This window comes from Novosphingobium sp. CECT 9465 (genome assembly GCF_920987055.1).
GTDB lineage: Bacteria > Pseudomonadota > Alphaproteobacteria > Sphingomonadales > Sphingomonadaceae > Novosphingobium.
In genome coordinates this window covers 1,663,026-1,675,667 of the sequence record NZ_CAKLBX010000001.1, presented here as the reverse complement: position 1 = coordinate 1,675,667, position 12,642 = coordinate 1,663,026, and the positions used below count along the sequence as shown (strand labels likewise).

Sequence of the window (12,642 nt, the reverse complement as noted above, 5' to 3'; positions counted from 1 at the left end):
ACGACATTGGACGCCTTGGGGCAAGGCTCGCCGCTCGCCGGTTGCGCCCCATGCTGGGGGTGCGGCGATGACAGCAACCGTCCGGATATTCCCCGGCATGCCTGTGCGCGCGTGGGTGATGATCGAAGTCGATGAGGGAGTGATCTGCGGCGTGTTCCGGGGTGAACGCGATCCTGCTGACCCTCGACCAGTGCTGACAGAGGAAGGCTCGCTCGCTGAGGTGACCGCCTTGATGCTGCACCCGCTGGTTCGCCAAGGCTTGCCCATTGTACCGCATGAAACGCCTCACTGGCTGCAGGCAACCGGCTAATGGCTGGAGGACCTCAGAAAGCCGACGTCAATGGAAACTTCTTCCAGACGCCCCGCGCTGTCATCGACAGCGTCGCATGGAAGCATCTGAGCTTTCGTGCGCGCGCTGTCCTGCAGGTATTCCAGGACCGCCACGACGGTTACAACAACGGGCATCTCGGCCTCGGCATTCATGCGATCGGCGCGAGGCTGGGCAACAAGAACCACGGCCCGAACGCCAAGGCGGTGGCAGAGCTTATACAGCACGGCTTCCTCGAATGCGTCTCGGATGCTGACCGCCAGCACGCGAAAGTTCGTGAGTACCGCCTGACGTTCGTGTCCACGGGAAAGCCGCGCAACATCGAGAAGGCGACCAATGACTATCGCGATTGGAGGCCTGCTGCTGGAAAAACTCGGAAATTCGGCGGTGTGAGAACAACAACGCAGGACCCCCTTTCCGGTGTTGAAACAACAACGATGGTGAAAAACTCCGTTGTTGTTTTCACAACTGATGATGCGGCAAGTCCTGAGTTTTGCACCCCATGTGTCGGTGTGAATACAACACTGCTTATAGATAACCAGTATGGGGCTGGGTCGTCGGGGTCTGAAAGTCTGCCGTCTCAAGGTGAGAAACTACGGCGGGCCGATTTGCGCCTCGAACTGACCGAACTGCGGCGGTGGTCACGGACCATCATCGACATGGTTGGATATGGCGGCGCTCGGCGTCTGGCTCACAATGCTCAGATACCGGAGGCGGCGTTGTCACGGTTCCGCGCTGGCCGGTCCCTGCCCGACCATTACCGCATCCCCCTGCAAGAAGCCTGCGGGCGGATGCTCCCCTTCAATCAACTCGAAGCTGCGTGCTTGGAACTGTCGGCGGACGCTCTGGTCCCCGCGCAATGAGGAGTGAAATGACATGATGGATAGCAAGGTACATTTGTTCGATCTGCGCGAGCGGATCAGTGCCAGCGGTAATCGCTACTTGTCGGGCTGGCTGGGCAAGGCGTCTGTGGTGGCGTTCCTTGATCGCGAGGCAGAGGAGCCGACATGGCAGGTCTACGTCTCGCAACCCAAGCAGGACGGTGCATCTCGGCGCGCCCCTCGCCATGCACGGGCAGAGCGCCCTCCCCGCGCCTCGCGCCTCGCTCCGGGTGAACTGGACGACGACATCAGCGACATCGGGGGCAGATAATGGCGGGACCGGACCATTACGCCCCCGCGCCCGCGCGCGCACGCGAGGAAAAGGAACTGACGCCCGTACAGGTGACGATCTGCAAGCGGCTCATGCTGGGTGAGAGCGTCCGCAAGATATGCTTGGACGAAGACATGCCTTCGAAAACGACGGTGTTCGAATGGCTGGCGACCGATGTCGAGTTCCGGACGGCGTACCAGATTGCCAAGCAACTGCTTGCCGAGACGTTAGCAGAAGACGTGATCGAAATCAGCGACGATTCCGGCGCGGACTATGTGCAGGGCGAAGACGGGCAGACGTTCGTCCCTGAGCACGTCCAGCGGGCAAGGCTTCGCGTCGATAGCCGCAAGTGGTTGGCCGGGAAGCTGGCCCCCAAGCGCTACGGGGATTCAACCGCCCTACGCCTCGGCGGCATGGATGGCCTGGATAATCGTGCGCGCAAGATGAGCACCGAAGACATTGCAGTGAGGCTGGCGGCAATCATGCACGCGGCAGAAAAACGGAAAGGGTAAGACATGCATCTGTTAGAGATATTGAAACGAGCTTCACCGGCTGAGCGGCGTGAGATTGGCGAGATATTCACCCACTTCTCTGACGCAGGCGATGAGGCTGAGGTGCGCGCCACGCTGGATATGGTGATGAACCGCTATGCTGATCCACGGGACCAGAGCCTTAAGGCGATATGGGCGGACATGCAGGAGCGCGTTCAATCGAGCCGCAAGCGTGTCCATGCGCTCAGTGATGGGCTTCGCGCCGATGGCATGGGGCACGAACAGTTGATCGAAGCCGAACTCAAGCGGCGTAGCGACGGCAGGACTGTAAAGGAATACTGCATCGCCGTTTGCGATGGCTCGTCGGTCCCTGATAGTGACGTTACCGTGCGCGATGTGTTCTCGTAATCCCTGCGGGGCACGTCGGCGGGACGGCGGCGTCTGTGGTGCACGGGCAATGCACAACGGGCGCTGTCATCGCCACGGCGGGAAGTCACCCGGCGCGCCGCGTGGGGCGGATAACCCCAACTGGAAGCACGGTCGGTTCTCAGTTCTTCCGGCCAGCCTCGATCAGGGTTGCAACCTTCGTGTTGACCGTGTCGAAGAATGAGCGCTCTGAACCGGCGGTGATCTTGTCGGTGTCCACCGCTCCATGTTGTGCGACGATGTACGCTCGCGCGACGTACCGCCAGATTCCCAGCTTCGTGGCGCAACTGATACGGGCACCTTCGACAAGGCCAGCGACATCAGACGTTCCATCATCTGCCCTGACGGCATTGTAGACGATGCAATCGCTCAACTTCGCGGACGCCACGGGCAGCATGTCGCCGGTCGAGAGTGAGGCACTGGCAGGCTCGGACGCTCCGAGTAGTGCGGCCATGACGAAAGCTATCATCTCGATCCCCTGATTGCTTCGCCACCTGTACCGCGATTCAACCGCATATGCATCAACCCTACCGTCGCGAAACGACGGTCGATAGGTGCGCGGTGCAGCTTCCTCCGTCTGGAGGGACACACATGACGAAGCTTGTCAGTCAGGACGATTACGACGTCCAGCGCGCCGATTTGGAACGCGCAATCTCGCATGCTGAAGCGGAATATCACTCGTCGGCATTCAAGGCCCAGACGGGCGCAGGTGACGATAAAGGCACCAAGGCGGCAAAGGATCATCTCGACGCACTCAACGCTGCGCTCGAAGGATTGCACGCGGCCTGGAGTGGATCTCAGCAGGCCCGAAAGGATGGCATCGCAGCCGACCGCGATGCGGCATTCGCTGCACTCACGGTAGACGTGGATAAGCTGCTTAAGGCACGAGCTGAGAAGCTGGCCTCCATTCTCCAAGCCGCTCAAGATCTTGCCGCTGCTGTTAATGCGCACGTCGAATTGACACGAACAATCCGCGCCAAAGCTGTTGGTTATCGCTCCGCGCACGCGAGCAAAGCAAACCTCGATCCGTTGTTCGCCGTACTGTCGGGCGGATTTGGTCCGTATGCGGTCGCGGGGTCGGTCCTTTCTGCAAACGGCATTCAAACATCTCTCTTGGGCGGCGACCGCTTCCTTCTCGGTGACCGTTCGGCGGCTCAATTGGAAGAACGGCAGCACGAAATCATTCGCGCGCAAGTGGCGTCCTTTGCTCCGAAAACGGAGGGCTAAAACATGGCGACACACCGTATCCTGGTGATGATGCAGGCACCCGACTTCAGCTGGTGGCGTGCTGGTGCGCTCGTTGATTACGACGGGCCTGACAACTGGAAGCTTGAGCCGCTCGACCCCGTCCAGCGTGAAGCATGGGAACGCACGATCAGCGACCCTGACCGCGTGGCTGAGGCTGTGGGCCGTACCGCCATCGGTGGGGCGTTCCCTGATGGCGAGAGCGTCTTTGCACCCGATGGCGGGGCCGAACTCCCCCGCTTCCCTACGTCTGGTTGGGTGGTCTGATATGTGCGCCCCGGCCCTACCTTTGATCGCAGCGGGCATGGCCGCTCTTGGAACCGGCGTCGGGGCACTGCAAGCCAATGCCCAAGCCAACTACAAGGCCAAGATTGCGGAACGCAACGCGGGTCTTGAGCGCGAAGCATGGTTGCAGGACCAGCAAAACACACGCGGTGAAGCTCAGGCACAGTATCGCCAGATGGCGAAGCTGCAGGGCCAACAGCGTGTTGCTGCCGGTGCGAACGGTGTCGCGATTGATTTTGGGACCGCTGCCGATGTCGTGGCGGATACCAAGGCGCTGGGCAGCGAAGACGTCGGTCGCATTTACAGTTCCGGCTTTCAGAAGATGCGCGGGCGCGACATCGCCGCGTCGAACTACGTCGGTGAAGCCAATGCCGCTCGTTCGGCGGGCACGGCTGCTCTGGTCAAGGGCGTGTTTGACATGGGGTCCACAATCTTGGGTGGCGCTCAGCAATACAACAAATACAAAAAGGGTAACTGAGGATGCCACGCGCTCCGGTTTACAACCCCAATCAGGTCGGCTCGGTCCAAGCCACGAACGCCCGCTTGCGCACGCCAGAGTTCGGAGACAGCCCGCTCGCTGCTGCCCTCGGTGGTGCTGCCAAGATACTCGGCAAATATGCTGAGATGAAAGACGGCCTCGAACTGGAGCAGGATAAGACCGATGTCGGCAACAGCACGCTGACGTTTCAGGACGAAGCCGGTGAAGTGCTGGCGAATGCCAAAGCCTCGCGCGGCGTTGATGCGGGCAAGGCGTTCAAGTCGGCAGAGGAACAGTTGCTCAAGACGCGGCAAACGCTGCTGACACAAGCCCGCAGCCCTCGTGCGCGCAAGCTGCTTGAGGAAAAGACGAACATTTACATGACCTCGTACCGTGCCGAACTGGCGGAACACGAGGTCACAGAGACCAGAGCGGCGGCAAGCGAGACCTTTGGCGCGCAGGCGGTCAAATCCCGCGAAGAAGCGGCCCGCATGTGGCAACAGCCCGAAGCGGTGGCGGCACAGGTCCAGCTTGGCCGGGAAGCGATCCGCGAAAAGCAGCGGTTGGCCGGGTCATCTGACGAAAGCATCGCCCAGGCGGAACACGAATACGAAAGCTCGGTGCATCGCGGCGTTGTCGAATCCCTGCAAGCTCAGGGCGATGTGGACGGCGCACTTGATTACGGCATGGCCCACCTCGGGAGCATGTCGCTCGGCGATCTGACGGCGGTGTCGTCGGGCATGCGCGGGGCAATCGAAACCCGGCAGGCCTCCACTGACGCACAGTGGGCGATTGGTCAGGGTGGTCCAGTGCCAGCATCGTCACCCGGCGCGAAGTTTACCCCACCCGTCAAGAATGGACGCATTACGTCGGCCTATGGGGTTGAGCGTGGCAAGGGTCGTGCGCACAACGGGGTAGACTTCGCTGCGCCGGAAGGTTCGGCGGTCTCTCCTCTTGCTGGAGGTGTTGTCGTTGCGGTCGGATCGGATGCACGGTCGGGCAACTTTGTGATCGTGGATCATGGCGACGGCGTCACGACCAGCTATGCCCACCTCGGGACACATAGCGTCAAGCGTGGCGATCAGGTGACCAGCACGACAACGCTCGGCCCTGTCGGCATGACCGGCAACACAACCGGCCCACATGTCCACGTCGTGGCGCGCAAGAACGGCAAGGCGGTGGATCCGATGCAGTACATCGGGCGCAATGCACCCTCGGCCCAAGCGGCGGGGGAGTGGGACAAACGCTCTGCCTATGCGTCGATCGACAGCAATGCTGAGTGGTCGTTTGAGCGGAAGCAACGGGCCAAGCAGTGGGTCGATCAGGAATTCTCCCGCAAAGATTCCATCGACGCACGCGAGGAACGCGAGGCAGATGACGAAGCCAAGAAGGTGGTTGTCGGCCTAGGCGATGGTTTCAAGTCTCTCGATCAAATCCCAAAAGACGTTCGTGACCGTATGAGCATCGACGCGGTATCGTCGTTCTCGGATATGGCGAAGGCTAATTCAGCGCCCAAGCCCATAGAGGCAAACGGGCCTGAATTCCTGCGCCTGCAACGGCTCGCAATCGAAGCGCCCGAACAGTTTGCAGCAATGGATATCAATGGCTCTGCCGCGAAGCTTACGCCGGGAGAGTTCGCCCGCCTCGATGCCGACCGGTCGCGCATCAAGACTGGTGGAACCAAAGAGGTAAGCATCCGCACGGCCATCGCGGGCCATATCAACACGTTCGCGACACCCGACATGAACCTGACCGGCAGCGGCAACAAGTCGGACTGGCTGGAAGTCTACCGCCTGATGGAAGCAGCGGTATCGCAGGGCACGGGCGGCAAGCGCATGCCAACGGATAAGGAACTGGATGACGCTTTCGCGCTGGCAACGCGTTCCGTCACGGTCAAGCGGCCCGGTATTCTGTGGGGGTCGAACGAAACAGACGTGCGCGCGCATGACGTTTCGGTCGCGGACATACCCTCAACCACACTCAATCAAATCGATGCCGCTCTGCGCCGGAACGGCCTGCCGGTGAATGACGCCAACCGTGTCACCCTCTTTGTCGAGCGAGTATCTGGCCAGTGAGCGACCCTTACGACGACATCATTCGGCGCAAGCAGGCGCGACCGGCCAGCACGTTCCACACCTTCCAGCCCGAGCCTGTCCCTGAGGCGGCAAACCCTTATGACGACATCATCGCGCGGCGGCGCAATCGGCAGGTCGGTGCGATCCTGCGTGCTGCCCCTGCCCCTGATGCGGCGGCACAGGCAAACAGGATCGCTCGTGCGCGGGGCCTGCCTGCTGCGGCTGTCGATCCCAAACTTCAGGCAATTCAGATTGCCGACCAGGCAACCAGCTTCATCAACACGATGGGCATCTTTCCGCGCATCGGGTCATGGGCCGAAGCCAACCCGCGCGATGCAGCTGCGGCGGCAGATGATACGCGAGCGCTGGGCAAGATGGGCCGTGCCTTCGATCCTGTAGAGCTTGCGCGCGGTTGGTCGATCAGCGCGCCTGAGCCGGTAGACCCGACGTTCGTCAACAGCGTCAAAGGCGTATGGTCGAGCCTCGTCGGTGGCTGGAAACAGATGGATGCTGGCCTGTCGCTGGCAATCGACGATTGGGTTCCCGCGCCGAAGTGGCTGCAGGGCGGGACCGCGTACTCTGACCGCTTGCGTTCGGACATCGTGCAGGCGCAAGATGACGTGGAGACCTCAACGCCTGCGTTTCGATCTGAGACGGCGCGCGGCATATATGGTGGTTTCGCCTCGGTCGCTCAGATGGCTCCGGGTGTGGCCGCGTCGATCATCACGCGCTCGCCGGTCCCCGCGATGGCGGTTGCCGGTATTCAGACGGGCGGAACCGCATACGGCAAGTATCGTGTTCGCGGTGGCACTCGTGCTGAGTCTGCTACGGGCGCGCTGCTGGAAGGCACTATCGAAGCCGGGTTCGAAGCGATCCCCATGGCGGCTGTCGTGTCGAAGTTCGGCAAGGGTGCAACCGGCAAATTCATTGGTGAAGTGCTTGCCAAAGAAATGCTGTCGGAACAGGCGACGACGTTCGCGCAGGACGCGGTCGATACGGCCATTGCCAACCCTGACAAGACTTGGGGGCAGTTCATCGCAGAACGCCCCGAAGCGGCTTATCAAACAGCGCTGGGCGTGCTCGTCGCTGCCGGGACGTTGGGCGGGCTGCATGCGGTCGCAAGCAAGGCCGAACAGCGGCACACCATGCGCGCACAGGCTGAGGCGGAAGGCATCTTCCTAGATCGGCTTGGCGAAGGCGCGGGCGAATCCAAACTGCGCGCGCGCGATCCGGACGGCTTCAAAGCCATGATGGATCACCTGACCGAGAGTATGACGGGTGACAGGGTCTATGTCCCGGCTGAGAAGATCCGCGAATTTATGCAGTCGCCGGGGTTTGAGGACTCCGACTTCTGGCGTTCGCTGGAAGACGACCTTGCCAGCGCTGAAGCCACGGGCGGCGATGTCGTGCTGCCGGTGTCGTCGGCGATGACGCATATTGCGGGGACGCCTGCATGGGATGCGCTGCGCAATGACATGCGCATGTCGGCGGGCGGTGTGAGCCGATCCGAAGCGCTCGCACTGGCCGATGAGCAAGGCCTGATGGAAAGCGACCTGTCGGTGCTGGTCGATGCTTCAAGTGGGCAGGCTCGCACGCGCCTGTTCTCGTCGGCGTTCGAAAAGCTGGCCGGTGCCGGATTCAGTCCCAACACGGCGCGGGTGCAGGCCGAACTAGTGACGCAACGCTATATGTCACGGTCCGACCGGCTCGGACGCGCTGTGACCGGTACGGAGTTCGATCACGTCGGGATTGAACAAGTCCTGCCGGAAAAGCTGCGGGAGGCGACCAAGGCCGATGCAACCGACCTAGTCATCAATGCGCTACGTCGTGGCCAGCCATCGACCGTCCAGAGCGGGCCTAGCTTGGTTGAATGGATCGTGCAGCGCGGCGGCATCAACGACCTCGGCGGCGATCTGAAGGCGGTCGGGCTTGCTGATTGGCACAAGGAAAGGCCGTTCCGGCGCAAGGCTATTCGGGACTTCGACCCTGCGGCGTCGATGGGCGGCATTAGCGGCAATGGTGATTACGGTCACGACTCCACGTTGCGCGCAGCTGTCGAAGCGGGCTTCTTTCCGGAGCTTGCAGGACAGGACACGGGCACGCTCGACACACAGATACTCATATCCGCAATCAGTGATGAACTTGCTGGAAATGCACGTTACGCCAGCGATCCCAAGGTTGACGCCATGCGCGCAGCCTCGGAAGAGCTGGGGCAAATGCTGACCGACGCTGGCCGTGATCCGGCTTCGATGTCGGACGGCGAAATCCGGGACTTCATCGGTCGATACACTCAGGGCGACAGTTCGGGCCGTTCGTACAACAGCGGCGAGCGCGGCAAGATCAGCTTCACTGCTGACGGCAAGGCGGTCGTTCAATTGTTTCAATCGCGAAATTTAAGCACATTTTTGCACGAAAGCGGCCATCTGTGGCTTGAGGAACTGAAGGCAGACGCGGCTCTTCCCGACGCGCCGGAACAGCTCAAGGCCGATTGGAAGGCCGTGCAGGCTTGGTTCTCTGCCAACGGTCACAAGGTCGGTAAGGACATTCCTGTCGGTGCCCACGAACTGTGGGCGCGGGGGTTTGAGAGCTATCTCATGGAAGGCAAGTCGCCATCCTCGGCGCTGCTCAAAGTGTTCGAGACCATGCGCGCCTGGATGGTCGGCCTCTATCGCCGGGTGCAGAATCTCAAGTCGCCTATCTCGGACGACGTACGCCGCGTGATGGACCGGCTGCTCGCCACCGATCAGGAGATTGCCGAAAAGAGCGAAGCGCAAGGTCTGGACCCGGTGTTCGCCGATGCTGCCTCGGGCGGCATGACGCGCGAAGAATTCGATGCCTATATGGATCTGGTCGCACAGGCCAAATCGACCGCTAACAGCGAACTGCTGGCAAAGTCGCTTCGCGCTCTCAAGGCTCGGCAGACTGACCAGTATCGCCTTTGGGAAAATGAGGCCCGGGCGGAAGTGTCGCGGTCGGTCGATGCTCGCCCTGCGTTCCGTGCCCTTGAAGCGATCCGCACTCAGCCGCTTAACCGCGATTGGGTCATAGACCGTTTCGGGGCCGATTCCCTGAAACTCCTTCCCGCGTCGGTGCCTCCAGCCTACCGGGAGGGCGGCGTCCATCCTGACAGTCTCGCTGAAGCCTTGGGGCTGCGGGATGGGCGCAACCTTGTCGAGACGCTGATGGGGCTGGAAAAGCAGCGCAAGGGCCTGCGGGCGGCGGGTGACAAGCGTACCGTCCGACAAGCGACCATCGATGCCGAAACCCATGACGTGATGGCTGAGCGCTATGGCGACCCCTTCACGACGGGCAAGATCGAAGAGGAAGCGCTCGCGGCGGTCCACAACGATCTACAGGGCGAAGTCATCGCGGCGGAAGTGCGGGCACTGGCTCGGCGCACCTCCAAGCGTCCTACCCCTTACGGCATGGCGCGGGAGTGGGCACGTCGCCGTGTACGGTCGGGCGAAGTCCGCGATCACATTAGCCGCGCTGCAATCCAGCAATACCGGCGCACGGCTGCGATGAACTCGAAGGCGGCATTCGAGGCGCTGGCGGCGGGCAAGGTCGATCTGGCATTCCGCCACAAGCAAGCCCAACTGCTGAACAACGCCTTGGTTCGTGAAGCGCGCGATGCTGCTCAGGAAATCGACACGGCAATAACCCGGCTTGACCGCGTGGCGTCTCGCAAGAAGATTGCCGGGGTCGATGCGGAATATCTAGACCAGGCGCATGAGCTTCTATCGCAGGTCGATTTCAAGGAACGGACGGGCAAGGCGGTAGACCGCAAGCAGTCGTTCGAAGCGTGGGCGAATGCTCGCGAGGACGAAGGCCACACCATCGCGGTTCCCAAATCGTTCGCCACGATGATTGGCAAGACGCATTGGACGAAGCTGTCGGCGGAAGAACTGCTCGGCCTTGATGACGCAGTAAAGCAGATTCTCCATCTCGGTCGGCTCAAGCAGACGCTGCTCGATAATCAGGAACAGCGGGAGCTTGACGCGCTGGTCGGTGAAGCCGTCAAGACGATGGAACGCCTGCCGCTGCGCAAGGTCAAAAGCTTCGATGATCCTTCGAAGTGGGACGACATCAAGAGCGGTGCGCTCGGTATCGGCGCTGCCCTGCTCAAGATGGAAACCGTGTTCCATCGGCTCGACGGTAGCCGTCACGGGGCGTTCAACCGCGTGGTGTTCCAGCCTCTCGCCAAGGCTCAGGCCGACGAACATAAGCAGATGCGCGAAGTGCTGGACGAACTGGACGGGCACCTTGGCAAGGTTCCCCCCAAAATCCTCGCGACGTGGAACGACCCGCTAACGGTTGCGAGCCTGTTCGATCCCCGTACGCGGGAGCCTATGCAGGGGCCTCGGTCGCGCCTGATATCGATGGCGCTCAACATGGGTAACGAAGGCAACGCGTCCAAGCTGGCCGGTGGCTATGGCTGGCGGGAAGCTGAAGTCATGCGCGTCCTCGATGCCGAACTGCAGTCCGAAGAGTGGCGCTATGTCCAGGCGGTATGGGATACCATCGGCAAGTTCTGGCCGCGCATTGTCGAACTCGAAAAGCGGGTTAACGGCATTGAGCCTGATGCGGTTCGCCCGCGCGTCCTGACCACGTCGGCGGGTGTGCTGCGTGGTGGTTACTTCCCGGTTGTTTATGACCCTGCCCGCAGCCGCACCGCCAATGAACACGCGGCCAAGGGCGAAGGCAAGCTTTACGAGAACGGATATACGCGCCCCTCGACCTCGCGCGGCTTCACGAAAGAACGCACCGAAGTGCAGCGGCCCGTGCTGCTCTCGCTCGATGTCATCAATCGGCACGTTGCCGAAGTGGTGCACGACCTGACGCATCGCGAAGCCGTCATGCAGGCTTGGCGCTTCCTTGGCGACAAGCGCCTGATGGATGCCGTTGACGAAACTATGGGGCCTGACGTGTCGGGCCTGTTCCGCCCGTGGCTCCAGTTCATCGCGAACGAATGGGTTTATGACCGTGCGGGTATGAGCAAGCTGGAAAGCTTCATGCGGGCGGCGCGGCGCAACACCACGTTCGTGGGCATGGCCTACCGGATCGGGACGATGATCTCTCAGCTTGGCGGCTATGCAATGTCCGTCGAGCGCGTCGGCCCGAAGTGGTTTGCGGCCGGGATGAATGCCACGCTGCGCCATCCCCGCGAAACGAGCGCGTTTGCATTGGAGCGCAGTCTCGAACTGCAAAGCCGTTTCGATACGCTCGACCGTGACATTCGCGAAAACGTGCGCCGGTTCGCCGGTAAGACTGACCTCGCTTCGATGGTCCAGCGCTACGCGTTCTCGGGTATCAGTATGTTCGACCGCATTGTCGTCATCCCGACGTGGATTGGTGCCTATAACAAGGCCATCGCGGCGGGCATGGAACAGGACCAGGCCGTGCACGAAGCGGATTCGGCTGTCCGTGAAAGCCAAGGCGCGGGCGCTGCAAAGGATCTGGCGGCAATCCAGCGCGGGCGCGGTCCTGCCGGTGAACTCGGCAAGGTGCTGACGCAGTTCTATTCGTTCCAGTCTGCCAGCCTCCAGCGGTTCATTGAGTTGGGCTGGGACGTTGGCGATGCGCGGCGGAGCCGGAACAAAAAGATGATCCCGGAACTCGCGATGCGCGGCCTGCTGATTGGCGTCATTTCGCCGGTCCTGCCCGCGATCCTGACGGGCAACGGCCCTGACGATGACAACGAGGAAAGCTGGACCGAATGGGCGGCGAAACAGTCGGTCTATAACTTGGCCGCGCCGATACCGCTGTTGCGCGACATCGTGCCCGTCGTCGGTCGCAAGCTCTCAGGCGACAAGTCGTTCGGCTACCGCTTCACACCTGTGCAGGGCATCGGCGAATCGCTGGAGCGGGTCGCAGGGGACGTGCGCAAGGTCGCACAGGGCAAAGAGACTACGCGCGCCACACGGAACACGCTGGAGGCTGCTGGCTACGTCACCGGGCTTGTACCGGGACAGGGTGCGGCGTCGGCACAGTTCCTTATGGACGTGATGTCTGGTGACGCTGCGCCGCAAGATATGGGCGACTGGTGGGAGGGCGTGCGTACCGGGAGGATTGAAGACGACGGCGGATAGGTGTATTCTTCGTGTCCTGAGAACACGTGTGGCGCAAGGGCATCGGCTTATGGTTGGTGCCCTTGCTGCGTTA

At 61.6% G+C, this 12,642-nt stretch carries 12 protein-coding genes; 11 read left to right on the top strand and 1 reads right to left on the bottom strand.

Going from position 1 to position 12,642, the window contains the following annotated elements:
* Positions 1-67 precede the first annotated feature (67 nt).
* Genes LUA85_RS08135 through LUA85_RS21710 form a run of 6 tightly spaced genes read left to right on the top strand, consistent with a single transcriptional unit; the run spans position 68 to position 2,581 of the window.
* Positions 68-310: a hypothetical protein gene (locus LUA85_RS08135; protein WP_231468617.1), complete on the top strand. Its 243-nt coding sequence runs from the start codon at positions 68-70 to the stop codon at positions 308-310.
* Positions 310-1,191 carry a hypothetical protein gene (locus LUA85_RS08130; protein WP_231468615.1) on the top strand — a complete coding sequence of 294 codons (882 nt, stop codon included), beginning with the start codon at positions 310-312 and terminating at the stop codon, positions 1,189-1,191. Before LUA85_RS08135 ends, LUA85_RS08130 begins: the two co-directional genes overlap by 1 nt.
* A 13-nt stretch (positions 1,192-1,204) precedes the next feature.
* The gene (locus LUA85_RS08125) at positions 1,205-1,480 is read left to right on the top strand and encodes a hypothetical protein (protein ID WP_231468613.1); all 276 of its coding nucleotides are present in this window, start codon (positions 1,205-1,207) and stop codon (positions 1,478-1,480) included.
* Positions 1,480-1,992, top strand: a complete 513-nt coding sequence (locus LUA85_RS08120) for a hypothetical protein (RefSeq protein WP_231468610.1) — start codon at positions 1,480-1,482, stop codon at positions 1,990-1,992. Before LUA85_RS08125 ends, LUA85_RS08120 begins: the two co-directional genes overlap by 1 nt.
* Positions 1,993-1,995: 3 nt before the next feature.
* Positions 1,996-2,379, top strand: coding sequence for a hypothetical protein (locus LUA85_RS08115; RefSeq protein WP_231468607.1), 384 nt, complete (start codon positions 1,996-1,998; stop codon positions 2,377-2,379).
* Positions 2,327-2,581 carry an HGGxSTG domain-containing protein gene (locus LUA85_RS21710; RefSeq protein WP_371823660.1) on the top strand — a complete coding sequence of 85 codons (255 nt, stop codon included), beginning with the start codon at positions 2,327-2,329 and terminating at the stop codon, positions 2,579-2,581. The genes LUA85_RS08115 and LUA85_RS21710 overlap by 53 nt, the downstream gene beginning before the upstream one ends.
* Here LUA85_RS21710 and LUA85_RS08110 read toward each other — a convergent pair.
* Positions 2,519-2,866: a hypothetical protein gene (locus tag LUA85_RS08110; protein ID WP_231468605.1), complete on the bottom strand. Its 348-nt coding sequence runs from the start codon at positions 2,864-2,866 to the stop codon at positions 2,519-2,521. The genes LUA85_RS21710 and LUA85_RS08110 overlap by 63 nt on opposite strands.
* Before the next feature lie 122 nt (positions 2,867-2,988).
* Here LUA85_RS08110 and LUA85_RS08105 point away from each other — a divergent pair, with 122 nt between their 5' ends.
* The 5 genes from LUA85_RS08105 to LUA85_RS08085 are packed head-to-tail and all read left to right on the top strand — an operon-like array spanning position 2,989 to position 12,569.
* On the top strand, positions 2,989-3,624 hold the full coding sequence (locus LUA85_RS08105) for a hypothetical protein (protein WP_231468603.1): 636 nt from the start codon (positions 2,989-2,991) through the stop codon (positions 3,622-3,624).
* 3 nt (positions 3,625-3,627) lie between these two features.
* A complete protein-coding gene (locus LUA85_RS08100; RefSeq protein ID WP_231468601.1) occupies positions 3,628-3,909 on the top strand; it encodes a hypothetical protein in 282 nt (93 codons plus the stop codon).
* Between the two features lie 22 nt (positions 3,910-3,931).
* Positions 3,932-4,405, top strand: coding sequence for a hypothetical protein (locus tag LUA85_RS08095; protein ID WP_231468599.1), 474 nt, complete (start codon positions 3,932-3,934; stop codon positions 4,403-4,405).
* 2 nt (positions 4,406-4,407) lie between these two features.
* The gene (locus LUA85_RS08090) at positions 4,408-6,480 is read left to right on the top strand and encodes a peptidoglycan DD-metalloendopeptidase family protein (protein ID WP_231468597.1); all 2,073 of its coding nucleotides are present in this window, start codon (positions 4,408-4,410) and stop codon (positions 6,478-6,480) included.
* Positions 6,477-12,569 (top strand): acetyltransferase, encoded by a 6,093-nt coding sequence (locus tag LUA85_RS08085; RefSeq protein ID WP_231468594.1) that lies wholly within the window; start codon positions 6,477-6,479, stop codon positions 12,567-12,569. The genes LUA85_RS08090 and LUA85_RS08085 overlap by 4 nt, the downstream gene beginning before the upstream one ends.
* Positions 12,570-12,642: the final 73 nt, after the last annotated feature.